Here is a 23,099-nt window from a genome sequence, read left to right on the forward strand (position 1 = left end):
GCGACCTGACGCGGGAGCACGCAAGCCTGCAGCAGGGCCTTGGGCCTTTCATCCCCGGATCAGGCATCATGCCGGCCCGTCAGCTTGGCATGGCACATTATTGTCGGAACGCCACCGCCAGACGGGAAAGAGCCTCGGCGAGATCCGACTCCGACACATCGGCAAGCGAAATCCGGACGCCGGGGCTCAGCGGACTGGATTCAATTGCATATTCAGATCCACTCCTGACAAGAACCCCGGCTCGCGCCGCCTCTGCGGCCAGCCGGTCGCCTGGCATGCCGGGATCAGCCATCCACACGTGGAGGCCATTGGCCCCCCGGATCATTGTTTCCGGAAGGACTGCCCGCGCCATCGCCTGCCGCTTGATCGCCTCTGCCTGGATCGAGGTCAGCAGTCTTCTTGCGAGCCCGCTCTCGATAAAGTGTGTCATGAGGCTGGCCGAAACTACGGAAGCGTACCAGAAAGCCATGGATTCAAATGGCGCCATCACGCGCGTGAGCGTGCCCGGCGACGGCGCGACCACGTAGGCAATTCGAAGGCCAACGAGGGTACATTTGGAAAGACCCGTGACTGTCCACGTAATCTCCGGCGCGATCGCGCTAAATGGCGGAGGTGCATCGACGGGAATCAAGCCCTGCGCTTCATCCTCGATGATGGCAAGCCCATAGTTCCGCGCAATCGAGGCGACACACCGCCGGCGCTTCTCGGGCATAATCGACGCCCGGGGATTTTGGACCGTTGGAATGCAATACAGCACCTTGGCTCGATGGGATTTGCATGCGTCCTCGAGCGCGTCTGGTAGAATACCATCATCATCCAGGGGAACCGAGATCAGCTTAAGATCCAGCAATTGGGCGACTTCGCGGATCTGGCGATAAGTCATTTCCTCGACCAGAACAGTGCCTCCCCCGCCGGCCAGCACAGCGAGCAAGGCAACCAGGACATTCTGTGTGCCGTTGGCCAAAAAGATGCGGCTGGCATCGAGCTGCTGGTCATACCTGACGCCGAGGAAACTGGCCGCGGCTTGCCTGTCGCGTTCTGTTCCATATTTGCGGTGTTGACGCATTTCGTCTGTCACGAGCCAACTGGTTGCCATGGTCTGCAGCGTGCCTCGGACATCGCGGTCGGTATCGGGCATGACGGGTGAGGTCACTCGCCGAAGATCGATTTGATTGTGCATCTCCTCACACTGACTTTCTCAAAGAGCTTCGTGCTCCGTTCACGCGGGCACAAGGCACCAGCTTGCGCATTGCGATTCTTCGCGCGCGATTTGAAGATCATGGCGGGTGCGCCGTTATCCGGAATTGCCTGTGGTCGCCGCGCACGGAAAACTTGCGGAGTTGGCCGGCAGGATCGCTTCTGGATGATCTGACGATGAGCAGGTTTCGCAGGCCGCGATGAGCATGGACGAGGCGATATCGATAGAAGACAACGTCTGCATGACACACATCTAATAATCCGATCGGATGCATTGTTATTTCGATCAGGTTGATCACCTTGCACGCTGGGCTTTTCGGGATCGACGATCGGGTTGGTTGACGAAAACGGTCGAGCCCACGGTCGAGAACGGGTGTTCCGCTATCTTCCAAACAAACGAGCGATGCGGGGCTGTTTGTACGGCTGGTCAATAGCGGAATCGTCGTGGTTTCCCCGATAGGTCACCGGACAATACCGGCTGGCGCGAGGAAAACGGCGCGTTCCGATCGGCTTTGGCTGCGACGTAGCAAACCTTTATCGAACCGAATTTCTGCGAGCGCCCCATCAGCACACCGAAACGTCAAGGAGCGCGCACGCAAGCATGTTCGCTTAATGGGAGGAGCCGTCTGCATCAAGGTACAAGAGAACGTGCCGGCGCAGAGCGCTCAAGTGTACGTCGCGTCTCATCGCGGCGTGTGGAGCTGGATCGATCATCCCGCTTTCTATCGGGCGCATCTGTGATTTGCGCCGCGCAGATGCGGTGACGCCGATCGCCCATCGCGTCTTGCGCCGACTCACATCGAATTGTTCGATGTACGTCATCGAGCCGTTGCACGTTCAATGCGAAGCGTCCCGCGTCAAACAGGTTCAATCTTCGGGGACAGTATGCAAGTTGAGATGAACAGGATCAAACCTGCCGACGCGCGCGTTGGCCACGGGATAAGGGCGCTCTCCTTGACCGGCCTGTCAAGGTCCGTGTCCAACTTTCGGCGAAATAGACAATCTGGTTCGTTACTTGCGTTGTCGCTGGCGGCCAGCCTCGTCGGCGGTCCGGCGCCGGCACAGACCGTCAGCACGAGTTCCCATTCCAGTAATCCAGATCAGGTTGGGAGGAAGAACCCGGGGAACAAGGTCGGCAGCAGATTCCGCAAGGGAGCCGATTCATTCCGGGCGGCGATGATCGCATCCGAAAGAACAACCGCTGTATTTCAGAGGGCGGGCACACTGCCCCCTCGAGAGGCAGACCCATACGCAAAATTCGAAAAGCTCAGGGAGAGGGGGCTCGTGGTCAGCATACCTGGCCCCGCCGATACGATTACCCAGGACGAGGGCGGCGTAAGATCGGCGCTGGCGGAAGTCGGGATTGGCTATGTCGGCTGGACCCAGTATCTTTTCGTAGACAATGTTCTTCCGAACGCAGCCCGAAGCACGATCGCCAATCAGCTCTACAGCGGGCAGAACCCGACATATTACACCCAGAACTTCCTGATGGTGACCTATGATCTCAGCCAGTTCGGAATTCCCGACGGCCAGATCATCGTCGGTACCGAGCAGCAATCCTGGAATTGGCAGCCCGGCGGACCTGATAGATGGGGCATCAATGAGATCGCCTACTATCAGACGCTGTTCGACAGAAAAGTCGAGCTCAAGATGGGCTATCTCAGAAATAACTATGAGTTCGCGGGCACTGTTGTGGGCGGAAACGCCGGGTCCAGTGTGTTCGGATCATCCTCGAATATCCTTTATGAGGGAGGTCTGAGCAGCAACCAGACGCCGACACCGGCTATCAACCTGACCTACCACTTCGACGATCAGCTCTACACCAAATCGACGCTCCAGCGGGCTATCAGTCCGGACGGATCATACACGCAGACAATTCAGAATTCCACCGGCCTGAACTGGAGTATGCCCAACGCAGGCCTGCTTTTCCTCGATGAAACGGGCTACAGAAACAAGGCTGCGCCTGGAGTGTCCGATACGTGGTTGCGGGCGGGGGCTGGCTTCAACGATAGCAAGTACACCAGTCTGGCCTACCCGACACAGCCAAGGGATAACGGAAACAGCTTCTATTACTTGGCTGCAGACCGGCAGCTCTGGCAAGTTGATCCGCAAGGGGCGCCAGGCCGCGGCATTTATGCCGGATTTTCCGTAATGTCTGCGCCATCCGACATAAACAAGGTCAGCCAGTATGGCGAGCTTCGCGTTTATGCGAAGGGCTTTTTTGACAGTCGGCCCCGCGATCAAATTTCCATCGTTGTCACCGACACGGTCTGGAGCAAACTGGCGGTGAATGCTGCCCTGGCCAAGGGGAATCTGGTCCATTGGGACAGCAAGGCAATTTCGGGGACGTACACCGCACATCTTGCGCCCGGAATCTATCTCAATCTTGGATTGTCATACATCAATAATCCGACAAGCATCACATACACGCCCCAAACAGGTCACGCCCTGAATTTCTCGGCGGCTACGACAATAGCTTTCTAGCTCCTCATGAGGCGCGTTTTCGCGAGCCTGCATCATGCAGGCTCCGGAAGGATTGATGTCCGCTTCGCCTCAACCATTTGGGCAAAAGTGGGCATCAATGCTGTTGGCCGGTGAGCCGCTAAAGGGTACAGCGTCAGAACAGTCTCGAAGCGCCGTCGATCCCGACTGGGCGTTCAATTAAAGGAGAGAAGGGCATATGGCAGACGAGCCGTCGTAAAGCGTAGCTCTGCAACTTTTGCATTCCACGATCCGCATCGAATGCCGAGCCTCGAAAGGCAGCGTGTCGTCGGGTACCCGGCTTTTACTACAAACACAGTTTGACGTCGGGCTAACTCGCCAACCGGATGGGTAAAAGGGTCTGAATTGAGAAACTGAAAAGCTATTTCGTTCTGCTCTCCCTCAAAACGGCACTTGTACAACGGCACCGAGCCGAACTTCCGTAGCATAAGTGTGTAGATGTTGAAGGCGGGTTTGTTTGCGCCCTCGAAGTTATTTGGGATTTCTCCAGCCATCCAAAGCTCAAGTTGGATCGCAGGCTGATCCACGACGAAAACCGAATAAATCGTCGATAGGTTCGTCAGCAAGATCGCCAACCCGCCGACGACCGTTGCGATGAAAACTATGGCGACGAATGGGCTTTGTACCACGCTTTTCGTGACCAACTAGATGACCCTCCATGGCCGCGGCCTACTTACTTCACCTCTATCCTAAAACTATAGGTGCCCGCTAAGCAGCGCTAACAGATTGGGTCCTCGATCAGGCTAAGGGCCTTGGTTGCCGCAGCCTTTCATACAAGCTGTACCCGGAGCGGCTGGTCGGGCTTTGCTGGAGATCAACACCGGCCGGTCGGGTGCAGCGCGTCCTCCCCTCAGGGCCGCTGTTGCTGCCCGGCCAGGTCGCAACGTTCCTATACACTCCCGTTGCATCACAAGGTTAGACGAAGGCGACATTTGTGGCGATTCCACGGACCCTCCGCCCGGCGTCAGCCATCGCCGCTGAACTATCGGCAGGGTCCGCTCTCCGAGGGTAAGATCGGAGCTGGCCGCAGGCTTTATCTCTGCCGGGCGACATCGGCAGATGTCACCGCCGCGCCCACATTTCCCCAGCTTCCCCTGAGGTAGTTGGCCAAGTTGGCAACCTCCGTATCGTTGAGTTCACCAGCAAAGCCGTTCATGGACTTCCAGTGCGAACCCGGCGATGGCGCGGGCCGCCCCCCATAGAGAATGACATTGATCAGGCTGGATGGATCGCGGGCCTGAACCACCGGGCTGCCGACCAGCGGAGGGCCCGTCGTAGCGCCGCCCGATCCATCCGGCAGATGGCAGGTCGCGCAATGTAACGTATAGACAAGTTCGCCGGCGGAGGCCTGAGTTGCACTGGGTGACGCCGCGACTTCCCCGGCTGGCGCAAGGTCCTTCAGGTAAACCGCCATGGCGTGAGTGTCTGCGTCGTCGAGGTGCCGTGTACTGTTGCCAACTACCTCGTTCATCGGACCGAAAATGCCTGCGCGGGGACTGTGGCCCGATTTCAGGTAGCCCTCGATATCGCTCACCCGCCACGAGGCGAGACCGTCTCTGGCACCAGTCAGATTCGGCGCTGACCACGGCCGCATCTTGCCGGGTGGGACCCAGTCCATGTAGCGACCGCCTGTCAACGCGAGCTCACTTTTCTCCGCTCCGAAGCTGTTGCGCGGTGTGTGACAGGCGCCACAATGCCCCGCCCCCCGCACCAGGTAAGCTCCTCTATTCCATTCCGGTGACTTGTCAGGATCGGAACGAAAACGGCCAGGTGTGAAGAACAGTAGATTCCAGAGCGCCATCAGCGAGCGCTGGCTGAACGGAAATCGCAACTCGCTGGCGCGAACACTGCGTGCCACAGTGGGGAGACCGCGCAAATAAGTCCAGAGGGCATCCAGATCTTCATCGGACAGGATTGTGAAAGCCGGATACGGGAAAGCGGGATAGAGGTGGGCCCCGTCAGCACGGATGCCTTCGCGCATCGCGCGAACAAACTGTTCCCTTGTCCAGCCGCCAATCCCGGTATCGGGATCAGGCGTTATATTGGAGGAATAGATCGTACCAAAAGGCGTCTGGAATGGCACGTTACCGGCGAATGGCTCGCCATCCCGCGCGGTATGGCAACTGATACAGTTGCCTGCGGCCGCGAGATATCGGCCTTGAGCCGCGAGCTCTCGTCCTTCATCGAGTGACGTTGGTGCTTCAGGCGCCGCGATCTCCTGACCGCAAACCGGAGCCGTGAGGCTTCCGACCAGGATCGCTGCAGCTACTGAACGAGCAAGGCGTGTGGCCAGTTGAACCGGCTTCATGCCTTCGCAGCCCAGGAATCACAATGGCCGTCCGGATTGGCCGCTCCATTGAATATCTGGCAGCGGCCGCAGGCACCTGCATCACTTGCGAACGCAAAGAACGAACAGGCACGGCAAGTCCTGCTCTGATCAGGCGATTGTTCGACGTAGTGCCGGGCGTCACGCAACGACTTGTCCGCGCTCGTAGCCGCTAGCTCGGCGCAAGCCAGCGCCTTCGTGTCCTTCTTGCAGGCGACCAGCGTCGCTATTACGCCGAGAATGGAAAGCGAGGCTGCGCGGTACAAGGCTTGCCGGCGCGAAACCATTGTCCTGCTTGCCTGATCTTCACGGGTTGCCGGCATGCTTGCGCATCTCCTGGCTCTCATAGGCCATAATCGGCGAGGCTTTCATCTGGCTTCCCTGATTCTGGTTGTTGTTGACCTCCCAGGCGTTGCAGTCACCTGGAGCCTGATCTCCTTCATAGGTAAAAACTGGTCTTCCCCTGTAGGCCCACACGTTCAGGCCCTGAGTCCCCTTCTCGATTTCGCGAAAGGGATGCCGTGGATTGATCGAGATCACGGACCAGATGTGGTTCGTTTCTGATGTTCCCGCCGTAACCGCGAGGGGATGCCAAATTCTGGCGCATCTATCCTCACCTCCGCAGAAACTGGTCCAGTAGCGCGGACTGTCGGCGACATCGTCGCAATCAAGGCGGTCCGCGGTCTTGTCGACGCAATGAATCGTATAAAGCGTCATGCCCCTTGCATCGGCGTAGACTTTCCGCTCGAGACTTCCTTGCGACATATAAGTCGCCATCACATTCGGAATCGTCCCGATCGTGACGTCGGATGGATGGGAGGGCGCCCTCTTTAGCAGCGCCACTTGCCAGCTAGCGGACGGCGTTCCGTAAAGTTCGCCGAACAGGTTGCGAAACTCCTGGAACTCCCTCGCGACATCGGAGTCCCGTGCGTAGGTATAAAGCAGCATCCCCTTGTAGGCCCATTGCCTCACGCCTCCTCGAGTGACGATCGACCAGTCAGGAAAGCCTTCGCTCGTCGCAAGGGCGGGGGCAAGGAAGGGACGCCAAAGCTGCGGATCGCCAGTCGTCTCACCGGAGTCGGAGTGGTAGAGAACCTTTCCGGATCCGTCGGCCAGCGCGAGGCCAAGTGCTGTTTTTTGAACTGTGACCTGCGGTGGCGCGCCAGGGAGCGGCGCCAGGGCGGCCTTCCACGGGTAGAACTCCAGGTACTTCTGGGCGCGCATGTTTCCGTTTACATCTCCGGGACGTCTGTCCTTGATCGACATGTAGAGTGGCGCGTTCTCATAGGCCCACTGCTTTGTGCCGTCTGTGCGCTGGACGATCGTCCACTTTCCGACAGGTCTTGCATCGGGGGATGCCAGCAATGGCGGGCGCTTCTGGACGCAGGTCCGGCGCATTTGGCTGTCCGGCGCCCTGATCACGAAATCCGCGCCGAGGTTTTCGGATTCGTTGGAGAAGTTGTCGGATTCGGTGCGGTAAATCTCTGCCCGGATCTCGTTCGTGCAATCCTCAAGAGGATGGCGCTCATCCGGCTCGCGGCTGAAAGAGTAGAGGGTCATGCCATTGGGGCCGGCAAAGGCCGGTCCCTCATCCGTCAACCGGACATCGATGCCTGGCGGCGCTGCCAGTCCTGATTGGGACGCCTGCACGAGCGCGGATGACAGCAGCACCAGGGCCGGGACGATCGAAATGCCGATCTTCATCGTCATGCCTGAAGAACCTCGCCAACGACCTTGCTGGTCTTCATTGAGCCAAAGCCCCATTCGCTTTTCTGCAGGCCCATGGCCCGCATGACGGTCAGCCCGATCTGGGTACCGACATCTTCCGCGCCCGCAGCCACGTGAACGCCGGACTTCATCCGGCCGCCCGCCCTGCCTGCGGTCATCATGGGAATTCCGTCCAAGGAATGGACGCGCGCCTGCTCATGATCGCTGTGGGCGAACACCAGGGCGTTGTCCAGCAGCGTCCGGTCGCCTTCACGCACGCTCGCCAGCGCACCAACAAAATAGGCCCACTCGTCCATGGCCCGGCGAATGAACCAGGAATGCATCGCCTGATAGCCCTGTTTGTTCAGGTGCTCTTCATGGGTCACGGAGTGGTGCGAGTTCGGAACTGTTTTCCTGGTCGTCGCCGCAAAACTCTCCGAATATCCCATATTGAACACGCGTGTCTGATCGCATGACAGCGCTGCGACCAGAATGTCCGTCATGAGACGGTGTCGTTGAGCGACGAGATCCGCATCCTCGCCGATCGTCGTAACGTCGGCCGGTGCGGACGGCACCCGGCATGCCGGGGCCGGCGGGGGCTTTTCAAGCTGCAGCGCGAGGCGCTGTTCAAGGTCACGAAGCGACGTGAAATACTGGTCGAGCCGCGCGCGATCGGCAGCACCCAGGCTCTGCTTGAGCGAGGCGCTGTCCTCAAGGACAGCCGACAGGACACTTTCGCGGACCATGAGGCGTGGATTCGGATGGAACACCGGAGAGTTTGGATCTTGAAACTCCGGTCCAAAAACCCGCTGGTAAAAGGCCAGCGGGGAAATTTCCGGCGGATTGACAGCTTGGGCATTGCGGAAGCTGTAGCTGTGCTGGCGATTGCCCGTTGCTGTCATCTCGAGCGAGCGAAACCGCGTGCTGCCGCCGATGGCGTCGGAAATTGTTACATCGAGGCTCTCTCCCGGAACCGATTTTCTGTCGGCAGGCGCCTGGCCACAACGCAGGGTAACCCATCCCGTATAGTGACAGAGAGACGGCCGGCCATCTGTAAAGGTTCGGTAGCGGGTGAAGAGATTGATGTGGTCCCTGACCGGCCGGATTGCGGCGAGCTCCTCCTTCAGGTCGAAATTCGCTCCGGTGGTTTCGGGTACAAAGATCTCCCTGTTCATACCGAGCCCCCAGAACCATGTGCCAAAGCGCACCGGCAGGGGACGGCCATTGGCGAGGGCAGTCCCGCCGTCATTCAGGAAGCATTCGAGAAAGGGCATCCCCACGGTCACGGCAGTGCCGCCGAGTATCCCTCTCAACACCTGTCTGCGATCGATTTTCCTGAACACGCTAGTCCTCCTGGCGATCAATTCGAGCTTCTTGCGCGCCGCCTCGCATGTCAGAGCCGGCCGAGACGGCGTAGAAGGCCTTGCTGCCTGCGATGTCTCTCAGGAGCGCAACAAGGCGATAGCCTTCTGAACCAAAACGTCTTGTCTCGTAGTCCAGCCATAGCCGGTCGAGGGCTGCGGCCGGCCGCCCGACGCCATAGCTGTACAGCCTGTTCACGAGGCACGAGACGAGCGCGGGATTGTCGTGAACCGCCTGACCGAACCCGGCCACGTCGACGAACGATCTTCCGTCGAGCTCACCGCCGACATCAATGGGGGCATCGCCCTCAGCCTTGCGGTACGCTCCGGCGCCGTCGTAGTTCTCCAGTGCGAGCCCGATTGGATCCGTGATATTGTGACAGCCGGCGCACACTGGATTGGTCCTGTGCGCATCCAGCCTTTCGCGCGCGGTTCTGAAGTGGCGATTGGGATCATCAAAGATTTCAAAGCTGACGTCGGGCGGCGGGTCCGGCACATGTTGACACAGAAGATTCTCGCGGACCGCGCGACCGCGCCGTGTGGGCGAGCTCCTGCCCGGGTGCGAATACAATGCAAGGAAGCCGGGCGAAGTCAGCAGACCCGCACTGTCCGCCGGCGACAGCTCGTGCCGAGTCCAGCCCTCTACGTCCTCGAGGGGAGTTCTGTACAGCGGAGCAAGGGTGGCGTTGATCAACGTAACGCGTCCGGTGAACAGGTCACGATAATCGCCGTTGCGCGAAAGAAGTTGGTCGGTGATCAGTCGCAGCATTTGCTCTTCGCTCGACCGCGCCACCTGGATGGTAAATCCGGGATAAATCGTGGGATCCTTTGCAAGCGTAGCGAACTGGTCGAATTTCAACAGATCCGCAAAGAACGCTCGTACCCCTTTCTCGATGCGCGGAGATGCCAGCATTCGCTCGATCTGCCGCTTTAATCCATCGGCCTTGTCCAGATCTCCCTGCTCGGCGGCATCAAGCAGGATCTCATCGGGCTGAGCATTCCAGAGAAACAGGCTGAGCCGCGTCGCCTTCGACCAGCCCGTCAGGCGGACTTGACCGGAATGGTCCGCGTCCGGCTCGGTCGTTTCGATGAAATAGAGGAATTTCGGCGAGGTAAGCATGCCGGCGAGGCTGTAGCTCAGGCCGGCATAGAAGTCGCCAAGCCTTCGCGTCCCCGCGCCCGCAGCTTCGACCTGTCTTTCCAGCTCGGCATTGGTCAGAGGTCTGCGATACAGGAAGCGCCCGGCACGAATGAAGAACTGCCTTGCGCAGTCGCTGTCGGCGTCAATGGCCGAAACCGGAATACAGGGCACAAGCATGCCCCGGTGCCGGTCATCGGTGACCTGCTGCGCCACGGTGAGCGCTGCACGGTCGAATTGATCCAGCGCTCCAGGCGTGATTGCGGCCGCCGAGCCGCCGAGCGCAAGAAGACCCTGCACGCGCTGCGGCGGCGCAAAATCGATGTCGACCTTGATGTCTTCGCCGAATATGTCGTGGATTGCGGTGACATATTGATCGGCCGAGATCAGCCGGACCGATGCAGAACCGCCGACCACCGCGGGTTCCGGATCACGCCCGCCACGCTCCACGCCCAGATATCCAGCCACCCCGGTCGCAGCGACGAGTATGGTGGCTGCAGCGGCCCACAGACCCGTTCTGCCTCTCATCGATCCGTCTCCCCCGGTGGATGGATTATGAAGGCGCGAACAAACTCGATCCTGAGGGCAGACGAGAGAGCCGTGCACTGGCCGGTCTGTGGATCCTTGTAGCCGTCGGCCAGCCGGTGAAGTGCGGCGTATGCCGATGGCGGGCTGGCCATATAGACTTCGCCCGCCGAGGTAATGATTCCGAAATGCGCATACCATTCCCAGAGCGGATCGAGCTCGACATAACCAGCCCGCATGCCCTCCGCTCCCGCAGAGGACAACTTCAGATGCAGTGTCATGCCGCGGACCCGTTGCACCCCGATGTAGGTTTCGGGCCAGATGCCATCCGCAGCTTCGGTGACGAGCTGCCCGTCAACGATTTGACCTTTGGCGCGATAGAGCGGCTGTCCACTCACGTGCTGACTTTGCCACGGAACGATCTTCCGGGCAGAATCGACCAGCAACTGATCTGAGCCGCGATACAGAGTGACTTCCACATCCGGGCTGTTCTGATCGTCCGTCACGCCCGAGATCTCGAGCAGCAGGCGATTGACTATTGCCGCCTGAACAAACTTCCTCGTGTTCGCTTCGCTGAAGAGATTGTTGACGAGATTGCGGTGACAACCGAAAAATCTGAAGAGCTGATTATCGACCCTCTGTCCGGTGGTCACTTCACGGAATTTTTTGTGGCCGCACGTTGTGGCCGTAGCCTCGCCGTCCAACGTACCATCCAGATTGAAGCCGGAGGCCACTGGGCTCTGCACTTCGCGGAACGGCAACGGGTCACTCACTGCCCCTGGATTGAAGAAGGCATTTTCGCAATCGGGCCCGCGATTGTCGATCCGCCAGCATCTGTTAAGCTGATCCTGTCGGGCAGAGCGCGACGGAAACTGTGCCTCCCAGTTCTGCCGGTTGGTGTGCACAGGACCGTCCGGGCACTCCGCCTTCTCGTCCTTGAGTGGCGACATGGCCCAGTCAAAATTGGATAGGACCAGACCGATCGTGTGTCCCATCCCGGGCGTGTCCCGGGTTTCGCTGCCGGCAGCCAGGCACGCGCCCGGATCGCCTGCGGCACACGCCAGTATCAATAGTCCGACGCCGAATGCCGACCTGCCGAACGTCGCAGTGTGTCTGGCTTTGTGAGGCGCGGCGGCAAGTCCGGCGCGGCCCCTGCTGTTCCGGCTTTCGGCAGGATGTCCGGACGACAGCGGCACGGAGCTGGCGTCCGCCGCCGCAAACTTGATACAACGCATCGTTCGAACTCCGTGGCCTATTGCTTGACAGCCCCGCCTGTCATTCCTTCGATGAACCACCTCTGTGCGGCCAGGAAGGTGATGACGAGGGGCAGCACGACGAGAGTGGATGCGGCCATAAGGGGACCATAGTCATTGCCGGCCTCCTCGTTCCTGAAAGACATGATTCCGAGCGGCGGCGGCATGAGGGACTGGTCGTGAACCGCAATCAGCGGCCACAACAGGTCGTTCCAGTGCCCGACCACCGAAAAGATCGCGAATGCAATGATGGACGGCAGCGCCATTGGCACCACGATCTTCCAGACGATCGCGAGCTCGGAGAGACCGTCGAGCCGCGCGGCATTCACCACATCATCGGGAATCGTCCTGAAGGACTGGCGGAACAGGAAGATGCCGAATGGCGAGACGACATAGGGGAAGATGAGTGCCGCATACGTATTGAGGATGCCGAGCTGGTAGCCGAGGATGAACAGCGGCAGCGAGAGTACCTGATGCGGCAGGAGCAGACCGATCAGCACCATGCCGAACAGCATGTTGCGTCCGGGAAACCGGAGCCTGGCGAGCGCATAGGCGCAAGGTGCGCAAACGAGAATCTGCAGAGCGAGGATCAGGGTGCATACGATCAGGCCGTTGCCCATGTAGCGCGGCAGCGAAGTCTCCGTGAGCGCCTTCGTGTAGTTCTCGACCCCATAGAACTGCGAGGGCCACAGGGAGAAAGCGATGCGGAAGATCTCGCCCGGCGGCTTGAGCGACAGCGACACCATCCACACGAAGGGCACGAGAACGAGTGCCCCGGTAACAAGCAGCACGGCGTGACGAAGAACCGTGGCCGGCGGCACCAGACGACCGATCGAGGTGGCGCGGTTCATTGGTAATGCACCTTCCTGTCCATGAGGCGCACCTGAACGAGCGTGAGCGTCACCAACATGCCGAGAAAGACCACGGCAAGGGCAGCGCCATAGCTGGTGCGCAGATATTCGAAGCTTTCGCGATAGAGCGTGTAGAGCAGCACTTCGGAGGCGTGGCCTGGGCCTCCCTGGGTCAGCACCCTCACGGTATCAAACGACTCGAGCGCCCGCAGCGCCACGACGATGACAACGAACATTGAGACCGGTCCGAGCATCGGCAGGGTCACGGTGCGCAGCCGGTCGAGCCACCGATCGGCGCCGTCGACATCGGCAGCATCGTAAAGATCGCGTGGGATGTCCTTCAGGCCTGCGAGAAACAACACCATGGCAAATCCGAGATTCTGCCAGATGCCGATGACGGCGAGCACCGGCAGGACGGTATTTTCATTGCGCAGCCAGTTGGTCGCCGGCAGTCCGATTGCGACGAGCGCCTGGTTGACAAGCCCGGCGGTCGGGTGCAGCAGCGCCTCCCAGGCGATCGCCATCGCCGTCAGCGTCGCCATGAAAGGCAGGAAGTGGATGGCACGGTAAAAGGCGCGGCAGGACTTTTTGCTTTCGATGAGAAGCGCGATCAGAAGACCGGAAATGACCGTGCCCGGCACGACGATCAGAACGTAGGAGATGGTGTTGACAAGCGAGGCTCGGAACACCGGGTCGGAGAAGACCTCACGGAAGTTGGCCAGGCCGATGAACGAAAGTGATCGTGCGCCGAGCTGCCAATCCGTGACGGCGATGACAAGAACGCCGATCGCGGGCAGGAAGAACAAGGCGAGCAGAAAGACGACGGCGGGCCCGGCCAGCGACCAACCCGCCAGTATTTCGCGAAAGGCGCGGCTGCGAGCCGGAGAGAAGCCAACCGAGAGGATCCACGGCTTGGCGGACGCAGCGGCAGGAGGACAAGCCTGGTTCATCGGACCCCCTCCCTGATCCGCGTGAGCGATGCGTGGGCCGGTGTCCCTTTCCGTCGCAAGCGCCGCCCGTCGCGCGCAAACAGAAGCACGCGGTCTGGCCGAACCTCGAGATGCAAGGTCTGGCCGGGTGCTATATAGGGTGCGCTTTCGGCCGGGAGCCTTGCGGCAAGCGGGAGCTCGACGCCGGCCAGATCAAGATGAACGAAGAGATCAGAGCCCATGTGCTCGACCATGCGCACCGAGCCGGTCAGCGCGCCCGGACCTCCATGATCCGTCAGATGGAAGGCCTCCGCACGAATGCCGAGCGCGACAGATGTGCCGGACAAGGCGTCAGCCTCGATCGCAAGCATTGAACCGGCCACATCAATCCGGCCGCGCTCACGCGCGACACCGTCGAGGACGTTGATCCTGGGCGAGCCGACAAGCTCTGCAACGCGCCGGTCGTCGGGATCGGCGTAGATTTCCCGCGGCGGAGCGACCTGCAACAGCTCTCCATCGGACATCACTGCGACCCGGTCAGACAGCGTCATGGCTTCGGCCTGATCATGGGTGACGTAGACGAATGTCGCCCCGAGCCGCCGATGCAGGTCCTTGATTTCAGCGCGCATCTGCACGCGGAGCGAGGCATCGAGGTTGGACAGCGGCTCGTCCATCAGGAACACGGCCGGGTGGCGCACCATTGCCCGCCCAACCGCCACGCGCTGGCGCTGTCCGCCCGAGAGCTGCCCGGGCTTGCGCGACAGGAGGTGGCCGATGCCAAGGGCCTTGGCTGTACGGGCAACTTCCAGCTCAATAGCGGCACTGATCTGCGCCGTTCCCGCCAGCCAATGGCCCAGAAGAGGAAGTCTCTGCAAGGCCGAGAGGCGGCGCATCCGCAGCGGCAACGTCATATTCGATGCGACCGTCAGGTGGGGATAGAGTGCGTAGGACTGGAACACCATGGCCACGTCCCGCCGCTTGGGGTGCAGTCCATCCACCACGCGTTCACCAATCGAAACGGAGCCCGCGTCCTGCGTCTCAAGTCCAGCGAGGATCCGCAGGAGGGTCGATTTCCCGCAGCCCGATGGCCCCAAGAGCGTCAGAAACTCACCATCGGCGATCGCCAGCGAGACCCCGCGCAGGACGGGGGTCTCGCCGTAGTTCTTGTTGATGCCTGCGATCGAGACGGACGCCACAGCCGTTGATTCCCCGTTGTCGGCACAAGACTTCCGCGCAGCACGGTGAGATCCGATCGAGATCGTTGTGCGCGCATGCGAAACTTCAAGACCCGAAGTGCTACCGGCGGATGACGACCATCGAGGAATTCGATGAAAGACGAGGCCAAACGCGATGACGTGCCGCACTCACTGAGCCTAGTCCGCCCGCGCAGAGCGCCGGCCTTGATGGTTCCATTCAGGAACGGGACGTCTGGTGTGCGCCTGACACTCTGCGGCTCGCGTGACCGCGCGAGCGTAAGATCATTCGCCGATCGGGTTTAGCGGCAGTCACGTCGCTGACAATCATCGCCCCAGCGTCCGAGGTGGGCAGCGGGTTCATCCGCAACAGCACTCGCCGTCTGCGCTGATGGCGAGCGATATGCCGAAGCTGCAGCACAGACACCGCGGGGCGCGTCGGGAACGCGGACCGCTGGCATCCGATAAAGAATACAATTCGACCCTTTCCTGAATGCAATCCGCAAAGTCAGTTGCGGCGAGCCGGCTGATCGGCGCACCTGCGATTGATCCGGTGCAAGAGACTGCAAGCCGCCGCCTCCGGCGTCGGCGCTGTCGCGCGAAAAATCGCAATCCCAACGCAATCGCGTCGGCACAAAAAGGCAGATTCCAGACGAACAAGCCTATTCTACGACCCTGTTGCGCAAGGTTACACCCGAGATGGCTGTCGATCGTGGATCGTTTTGAAGCAATCCGGCCGTAGCAGCAAATAGCTCGCCGAGGTGATCGTCTGCGCTCAGGACGATCTCCGCCTTTTCCTGGATGGCCCTGAAAGCGATTTCCTTGCCGCCCTGCCGGGCGATATCGTAGACGAAGAAATCCGGCTCTTCGTGGTGCGAACGAGCTTGGTCGATACCTCGCACGACCAGAGGAAACAGGCTCAAACCCTTGCCGGTCTCGACGTCCAGCACGAAAACGAACTCCTGAGGAAAGTCCTCAAGACCTTCATACTCGTAGACATCGATGAATGGCGGAGATCCACCGCGAGCATTCCGGAAAATGCCCTGGAAGATCTTCGTGCTGAATGGCTTGCGTCGGGCATCTTCAAAGTAACCGAATAGCTTCCCGTTGAAACATTTCGCAAGGACATTCCCGATCCTCTCAAGGATTCTCGCGTAGTCCAGTCCATCGGCGCGCTTTCCATGCTTAGTCAGGGCGAGCTGCGAGACAGCATGATTGAGGTCGGTGATATAGGGCTCCTGCGTGAGAGCCAGGAGCTCCCTGGCGAATGTCCACCTTGTGCCGCTCAACGACGCGCAGCGCTTGAGCATATCCCACAGTGGCCCGCCTGAGCGCTGCCGGAGCGCTTTGAAGAGAGTTCCTTGCGGGCCGGCAAACGTGCAGTGCTCGGCATACGCAAGGTAGCATGCAAGACCGAGCGCGCCCTCGAGCGCTTCCCTCCCCCAGCGATCCATCTGGTCAGGCGAAGTTTCGGATAAAAATCTGGCGAGTGGGTATGCAGCGGGATACGGCAAGACATCGATCAGGTCGCTCAACGTCATCCAGGTCCGGTCCATCGCGCGATCAGCGTAGACCCGAATATCGCCGGCGTTCACATAACAAAGCGACGAGGTGCTGGAGCCGAAATCGAAGCCCAGATAGGTCTCACCTCCCGCTTCCTGCGCGGCGTAGGTCATATCAACATAAAACGGCCGTCCCTTTACGACCGACTGCTGCCCCTGCGAACCGCGGCCATAGATAAACGATGGCTCCGCCGTACCATCTTCCCGTACCAGAAGTTCAACGCCGATTCCGCTTCCGAATACTGCATCTTTGGGCGTGGCAATGCGGGTATCCAGATTGTGCCTTGCGCCTGCCTCTTCCGGATCGAACGAGGAGCGCATGAAGAAGTACTCGAGGGACTGGCTCGGTGCCTTGCTGAGGCGGACCTTCCACCGAAGGGGCCGGTTAACCAGACTGCGCAGGCTCGTCGAAGATGGAAGAAGAACACCCGGATCGGTGTCGATCCCCTCAAGCTCCGGACTGTCCGGCACGAACTTCCTGACCTCTAGTCCGTGACCGTTCGGATTCAATCCGAGGCACAGACGGTTGTAGGTAATGGCGCGGAAATCGCCTTCGCCCTGGGTGTAGTAGCGCCGTGCGCATTCGACGGCCAGTCCCTTGGACACGATCTCCTGAAAGTTTTCACTGAGCTCGAGGATCTCGGCCTGACCGAGCTGCGAGGAGAGATCCCGCTCGATCAGCGGCTTGAGCCATCCGATGTTCGATGAGCCGCCCGACAGCAACACGACCGTGATCGGGCGGCCACCCAGCTCCTGTTCGGCACGTTTGAGCACCGACTGGATCTCCGGTAGTAGCTTCTGCCTCCAGATTCTGTCCGAAAAGATCGATCTGAACTCCGTCGGCTCGAAGCGTATCGGGACCCAGGTCGATGAATCCTGCAGGGGCTTTTGCGGAATGTCGACGACGCAAGCGGGCGAGGACGCAAGGTTTGCGTCAAGCTTCCATGAGGCGATTCCGGATGAAACGGTCAGCTTGGCCTGCTCCACTGAGCGTAACACGCGCCGATAATTCCGTACGAACGCGGCGTGGTCGGATCGGACCAGCGACAGGCTTTCATCGTCGGCATTTTTCAGCTTCGGGAACGCCTCGAGAGCGCGATGGACCGCACTTTTGTCCACGGAGCGGTCGATCCCGCGGAACAACAGCTCGCGCGCAATTGCATGATTGATGACGAAGCCGCCGACGGACAGCGATCGGGCCGCCAGCGGCTTCGAGTTCCGTCCACTCTGACTGATGTCGCCAGCGATTGTCGTTTCGATGATCGAGGCATCGAACGTTCCGCCACCAAAATCGAAAACAAGCGCAATCTGCTTTGCGCGCTGGGCAACGAGTGGGTGCTTTACGCCGTAGCGATAGTACTGAAACACCGCGAACGGCTCCGGCATGAAATCTATTTCAGCGAACTTGCTTGCCAGGATACGGCGGATGCTGCCGCGATAGTTCTTCAGCCAGTCTTCGTGATCGAGCCGATCCGATGTTCCGATCAGCGACAGAGGTTCGGCGACCAGAATCCGTGAGGGGGCTTCGTATCCCTGCAGGCGAATCGTATCCATCGCTTGGGCGACGACCGCATCCATGAAGTCCTTGGCGATCCCGAGCGTCGAGCGTCCCTGGCCCGACGACGAGCCACTGCGGGACTGCGCAAGCTTCACCGGGTCGTCATTGCCGATCTGGACCTTGAAGTCCTCGCGCAGCTCGCTTGCCTGATCACTGTTTTCCAGAGCGTCGAAGCCGACCCAGCTTTTCCTGTCCTTGTAGAGAACGACGGTCGGTATCAGTGATTGTCCCTGTATCCGTACCTGGCGGACGCTGTTTATGAATAATTCCTTGGATTGTGACATGCCGAATCTTGTCTGAGTAAAGACAGAACAATCGGCGCAATTCAGCGTGGAGGTCAACCCTACGTAGCAAGAGGTACTGGACGCGACAGCAGCTTGTGCGCCGCAAAACAAAAACACAAACAATCGCCGATGGCTGACGCGGTCGATCTTCTTCATGACTGCTGCGCGATCAACCGGCGCGTTCTGCAACCCGATGCTGACGCGTGGGACGTCTTCGCGGATCGGCAGCACGTCTGCTCACTTCAGCAATGCGCGGGTTTCTTTGGCCATGGCTTTCAGAGCGGCGGCCGGATCCAGGACACCCGTATAGACCTTCTGCATGTAACTCGTAATAATGGCGTGAACCTTCAGCCCATTGGGACCGGGAAAGCTGGGCCAGGAGCCGGCCATTTTCAGGCTTTGGGCAGCAGCCGCCAATTCAGGCCTCTCGGAATAGTACGAGGCCAGTCTTTCCGGGGATTCGATCGCGACGCGGTTGAACGGCAGAAATCCGGTCAGTTTGCCGACGAGAGTTTGGCCATCGGGCGAAGATCCGTATTTGAGATAGTCCCATGCGAGATCGGATTTCTTTTTGTCTGAGGTCAATAGCACTCCCGCCATGCCTGACGTCGGCAGTCTGCCATTCTGTGCGAGGGGGAGTGGAGTGACCGCTATCTCGAAATTCCCGGCTGCCGCCTTCGCGTAGTTGGCAAAACCGCTTGATGAATCAACCAGAATGCCCAGGACGCCAGCTGCGAAAGCCTGACGCGCCTGCGCTTTGGTCATGTCCGCGTAATGGCGCGCGGCGCCGATATCGGCCAGATCCTGCAGCGCCTTAAGGCCCTCCGGCGAATCGAAAGCGATGTCCTCACCGTCATCAGATAGAATTTTTCCGCCCTCGCTCTCGACAAGCGTCATGAAACTCCAGCTCGAGGATGCATCGTAGTTGAAGGCGATTCCACCACCTGTGGCGTCGATCTTCCTGGCAAGCTCGAGGATTTCCGGCCATGTTTTCGGCAGATGATCAGGATCTTGGCCCGCTCTGGCGACGAGCTGCTTGTTGAACATGACGACGAGGAATGAGGCGCTGAATGGGACACCATAGGTCTTCGAGCCGCATTTTGTGACCTCAAGCGCACTGTCGGGCATGCCAAGTGAAGCCCATTCAGGATCGCTGGCGATGAAGTCATCCAGCGGATGCGCGATGTTGCGCCGGGCCAGGATGCAAACGTCGGAGATTCCGAAATATCCGAAATGCGGAGCCTGGCCTATGAGGGATTGCCTCAGTGTGATCGCCATCGCGTCGGTGTACTCAAGCGCAGGCTCCAGATTCACGCTGATCCCGGGATGAGTCAGCTGGAAGTGTTCCTTGAGCCTGTTCTGCACGGGGGTCATCAGATTGGATCCACCGTAGAGCAAATTGAGGTCCGCTGCCGAAGCTGACCCGACGCCCAAGGCGACGGCGATGATCGTGAGTGCAATGCGTTTCATCTATCCTCGCTGACAAGTAGGTAGGGCGTGCTACGCCGGAGCTTGCCCACCCTCATGCGAAACTCGCCCAGTTGCGGATACGCCACCGATTGGCTCTGTGCACGGCCCAGGCGACACGTTGAGGGCCGTAATGCGCTATCGCCGGAAGACGACCGCTCAATGACAAACATCGACCAATGCGATCCAACGTCCTGATTTGTGAGCGGATCAGATCGTGCTGTTGTGACGCTGGCGCATCAACTTGGTACGCTTCGCACCAAGATTTTTGTCTCATACTCGGTCAAGCGAACGTATGCGACTGCAGCCCCCTCGTACCAGGGAACAATCCGGCAAAACGAGGGCGCGCAGCTCCAGCTTGTCGCGATTCTCAAAATCGCGTGCAATTGATGCCCGCTGCGAGATCGTGCTGGGGGTGGCAAGTGAGCTTTGACCTTTTCAATTTCCTGGGTGGTTCGCTCACGGGGGCGGCGGGAGGATCGCTGCTGGCGCTGCGACTTGCAAAGAGCCTCCGCGCTGACCGGCACGGCTCGGCGGCTCATCACTCCCGCGCCCGAGCCGGAGACATCGTGGGACAAGACCACCAACTTATCGACGTAACTTCAACTGAGCCGTACTGCGCCCAGGTAGGGAACATCGGGCGACGAAGCTTGCCTACCTCGGTACTTGTTGACGATTCACTGCGCTGCATAGTTCGATCGTACGCCCTTCTCCCAGCCTACTGATGCCGGCCTTGCGGCGAACGTCTCGAACCGGCCGGCGTCATTGCGCTCACTCGACGTGAACGCCCTTTGCGCGTCCCGGAAATTGCTCTCGTCTCCCGCTACTTCCAGCCCGGTAAATTTGGCAGCGAGGAACCCTGGAAATGGTCTGCCTCTACCAATTCTTGGAGGGGATAGCGGGACGGAGGTCGGCTAGAACCATCCTGGCCTGATATCCATCGCAATGCGCCTTTCTCCATGAGGTTCGCAAGAAGGATCATGTCCAGCAGCAACCTTGCCGGCGAGAAACCATCGTCAGTCTTGCTGGAGCGAACATTGCTCTCGCTGTCCGCGGCGACGACGGCGGTCCTTTTCACCTTGCCGCTATACTACAGTAGCTACGGCCTTTATCTCGGCGCCGAGGGCTTCTGGCTGAACTCCATCGCGAACCCATTCATTTACGCAATTAACAGCCCGCCCTCGCTTTTCGGCTTCGTCTATCACTGGCCGTATCAGTGGTTGGGAGGCAACATCGCAGCACTTCGCGTGGCTAACGTCATGTTGACCATCCTGCTGGGCTGGAGTCTCAGTTTCCTGGTGATCCGGCGCTTCTGGACCGCAGGCTGGTCACAGGCTTTGGTGCCGTCGGCAGGAATCGCCAGCCTGTCATTGGTGCTCTTTCACAACTGGCTGCTGAGCCCCAGTTACTACACACTCACGTTTCAATCGATCCTGCTGGTGATGATCGGCCTGCTGCTGGCCGACGAGTCAGGGCGCGTCCGTCAGGTTCTCGGCTGGATCCTGGTCGGCGCCGGCGGCTGGTGCTGTCTCATGGCCAAGCTGACTACCGCTGTGGCCGTCGCCCTCATCGTCGCGCTCTATGTTGTCGTCTTGCGTCGAAAGTCGCTGCTGCTGATGTGTGGCGCTGCGCTGCTTGCCCTCGCTCTATTGATTGTTACCGCCTGGTTCATCGACGGCAGCACCGCCGGACTGGTGACCCGCATGGTCAACAGTGTTGAGCTGGAATTCGTGCTGGGTTCCCGGCACGAGGTATCTCTCATGTTTCGGATCGACTGGCCCAAAATCAGTGGGGCACAACTCGCTGTGGCTCTATTCATGACAATGTCCCTTTCGCTCACCATGGTCGCGGGGCCCAGACACAAGCTCGTCACGTCGCTCGGACTCGCGGCGGTGTTGATCGCAACATTGGCGATTGCGCTGCTGGGGACCGATCCAGTCAAAGTCAAGGTCGCCACCCTTTTTCTGGTGCCGGCCTTCACATGCCTTGGCGCAATGTTCTGGCGTGCGGGATTGCTTCTGCGAAGCCAGACCCCCACCAGCATTGCTCTTGCACTTGTCTTTTTCGTCCTGCCGCACATGTCCGCGCTGGGCTCCAATCTCAACTACTGGTTTGCGGCTTCGAAATGCGCCCTGTTCTGGATGCTCGCGGTCATTGCCTTCCTGAGCCCTTTGGCGCGGCAGGGACGCAGCGTCCTCACCCTGTTGCCGCTGACCGTGTTTGCACAGTTGCTCGCTGCATCGGCGTTCAATGCCGGCATCCTCGCGCCGCGGGCGCAGGTGAAAGATCTGCGTGCCTATGCCGCTGTCACGCCGCTAGCACGTGGTGGTACACTGGTTCTCTCGCAGCCGCTGCACGACTATCTGGTCACGGCCAGAGATCAGACTCGCGCGGCCGGGCTTGAAATCGGTACCCCCGTCGTTGATCTTTCTGGCCGTTCCCCGGGCCTGCTCTTTGTGCTCGGGACGAGACCGCTCGGTCTGCCGTGGCTGTTCGGGCAATGGAAAAGTAACGAGGCGCACTTTGGTCAAACATGGCCGATCGTGCCATATGCCGGCAGTAATTCAGCCGCGGTGGAAGCGCTGCGGCTTGAGGATTGCGCCGATCTGGCCAATGCCTGGGTCCTGATCGAGCCGGAGGGCCCGCATCGCCTTGACGAGGCCGGCGTCATGGCCTCCTTTGGATCCGCGCAGACCGACTATATTGCCGCCGCCGTGTTCGAAACCCCCGTCAACGACGGCGAAGATCCGGAGGCCTACCGGCAGCTATTCCTGAAGCCCATACGTCAGCCAGCGCTGGCCGAGCAATCGTGCCGTGAATCCAGAGGACAACGGCCGGGATAATACTGAAATGCAGGTGAGAGCAGCCCTCCCTGCAGCTGGCCTCTTTGGCGCAAAGCATGCGCCATGCGGGCCCGAGATGGGGTTGCCCATGGAGCCAGTCCTGCAGCTGTTTCGCGACTGGACCACGCCATCCGGCCATTCTATCAATAGCCTTGAATCCGCGCCTCGATCCGGCGAGATCCGCGTGCGCCGACAGGAGCGCTCGGGCGCGCATGGTTCGTCGGTTCGTCTCCGGCTTGCGCCCTTCCAATATAGGTCGCTCGCCTGCTGTCCGTGTGAGGACCGTGTGAGGCGTCGCCTCCATGGTAGCGAGCCCTGAGCCCGAATACCCTCAAAAAGGGCGCAAGCATGTGCTGCCGGGCCTCTGGTCCCTGCAGCCAGCTTGTATCACCTCACAGCAGGT

Annotated in this window: 15 protein-coding genes; 2 read left to right on the plus strand and 13 right to left on the minus strand. The window is 59.9% G+C overall.

Translation table 11 applies throughout. From position 1 onward, the window contains the following. Nucleotides 1-97: 97 nt before the first annotated feature. A complete protein-coding gene (locus MTX23_RS26565; RefSeq protein WP_280973157.1) occupies nt 98-1,138 on the minus strand; it encodes a PLP-dependent aminotransferase family protein in 1,041 nt (346 codons plus the stop codon). A 956-nt stretch (nt 1,139-2,094) separates the two neighbouring features. Here MTX23_RS26565 and MTX23_RS26570 point away from each other — a divergent pair. Continuing rightward, on the plus strand, nt 2,095-3,681 hold the full coding sequence (locus tag MTX23_RS26570; RefSeq protein WP_280973158.1) for a carbohydrate porin: 1,587 nt from the start codon (nt 2,095-2,097) through the stop codon (nt 3,679-3,681). Nucleotides 3,682-3,854: 173 nt separating this feature from the next. On the opposite strand, the gene MTX23_RS26575 is transcribed toward MTX23_RS26570, so the two are convergent. The 12 genes from MTX23_RS26575 to MTX23_RS26630 form a co-directional block, all read right to left on the minus strand. Beyond that, on the minus strand, nt 3,855-4,343 hold the full coding sequence (locus MTX23_RS26575; protein ID WP_280973159.1) for a hypothetical protein: 489 nt from the start codon (nt 4,341-4,343) through the stop codon (nt 3,855-3,857). A gap of 389 nt (nt 4,344-4,732) precedes the next feature. Then, complete coding sequence (locus tag MTX23_RS26580; protein ID WP_280973160.1) at nt 4,733-6,007, minus strand: cytochrome c; 1,275 nt, start codon at nt 6,005-6,007, stop codon at nt 4,733-4,735. Further along, nucleotides 6,004-6,348 (minus strand): hypothetical protein, encoded by a 345-nt coding sequence (locus tag MTX23_RS26585; protein ID WP_280973161.1) that lies wholly within the window; start codon nt 6,346-6,348, stop codon nt 6,004-6,006. The genes MTX23_RS26580 and MTX23_RS26585 overlap by 4 nt, the downstream gene beginning before the upstream one ends. After that, the gene (locus MTX23_RS26590; RefSeq protein WP_280973162.1) at nt 6,332-7,735 is read right to left on the minus strand and encodes a hypothetical protein; all 1,404 of its coding nucleotides are present in this window, start codon (nt 7,733-7,735) and stop codon (nt 6,332-6,334) included. The genes MTX23_RS26585 and MTX23_RS26590 overlap by 17 nt, the downstream gene beginning before the upstream one ends. Next, nucleotides 7,732-9,075, minus strand: a complete 1,344-nt coding sequence (locus MTX23_RS26595) for a DUF1552 domain-containing protein (protein ID WP_280973163.1) — start codon at nt 9,073-9,075, stop codon at nt 7,732-7,734. The genes MTX23_RS26590 and MTX23_RS26595 overlap by 4 nt, the downstream gene beginning before the upstream one ends. A gap of 1 nt (nt 9,076) precedes the next feature. Continuing rightward, nucleotides 9,077-10,759 (minus strand): DUF1592 domain-containing protein, encoded by a 1,683-nt coding sequence (locus MTX23_RS26600; protein ID WP_280973164.1) that lies wholly within the window; start codon nt 10,757-10,759, stop codon nt 9,077-9,079. Next, nucleotides 10,756-11,991, minus strand: a complete 1,236-nt coding sequence (locus MTX23_RS26605) for a hypothetical protein (protein WP_280973165.1) — start codon at nt 11,989-11,991, stop codon at nt 10,756-10,758. The genes MTX23_RS26600 and MTX23_RS26605 overlap by 4 nt, the downstream gene beginning before the upstream one ends. A gap of 17 nt (nt 11,992-12,008) precedes the next feature. Further along, nucleotides 12,009-12,860 carry a carbohydrate ABC transporter permease gene (locus tag MTX23_RS26610; protein ID WP_280973166.1) on the minus strand — a complete coding sequence of 284 codons (852 nt, stop codon included), beginning with the start codon at nt 12,858-12,860 and terminating at the stop codon, nt 12,009-12,011. Further along, nucleotides 12,857-13,810, minus strand: a complete 954-nt coding sequence (locus MTX23_RS26615) for a sugar ABC transporter permease (RefSeq protein WP_280973167.1) — start codon at nt 13,808-13,810, stop codon at nt 12,857-12,859. The genes MTX23_RS26610 and MTX23_RS26615 overlap by 4 nt, the downstream gene beginning before the upstream one ends. Next, nucleotides 13,807-14,985, minus strand: a complete 1,179-nt coding sequence (locus tag MTX23_RS26620; protein ID WP_280973168.1) for an ABC transporter ATP-binding protein — start codon at nt 14,983-14,985, stop codon at nt 13,807-13,809. The genes MTX23_RS26615 and MTX23_RS26620 overlap by 4 nt, the downstream gene beginning before the upstream one ends. A gap of 659 nt (nt 14,986-15,644) precedes the next feature. Further along, entirely contained in the window at nt 15,645-18,617 is a 2,973-nt protein-coding gene (locus MTX23_RS26625) for a hypothetical protein (RefSeq protein WP_280973169.1), read from the minus strand. A gap of 6 nt (nt 18,618-18,623) precedes the next feature. Then, nucleotides 18,624-19,856, minus strand: coding sequence for an extracellular solute-binding protein (locus MTX23_RS26630; protein WP_280973170.1), 1,233 nt, complete (start codon nt 19,854-19,856; stop codon nt 18,624-18,626). Nucleotides 19,857-20,833: 977 nt separating this feature from the next. On the opposite strand from MTX23_RS26630, the gene MTX23_RS26635 reads away from it, so the two are divergent. Further along, entirely contained in the window at nt 20,834-22,696 is a 1,863-nt protein-coding gene (locus tag MTX23_RS26635) for a hypothetical protein (protein WP_280973171.1), read from the plus strand. Nucleotides 22,697-23,099: the final 403 nt, after the last annotated feature.

The organism is Bradyrhizobium sp. ISRA436 (genome assembly GCF_029910015.1).
Taxonomy (GTDB): Bacteria; Pseudomonadota; Alphaproteobacteria; order Rhizobiales; family Xanthobacteraceae; genus Bradyrhizobium.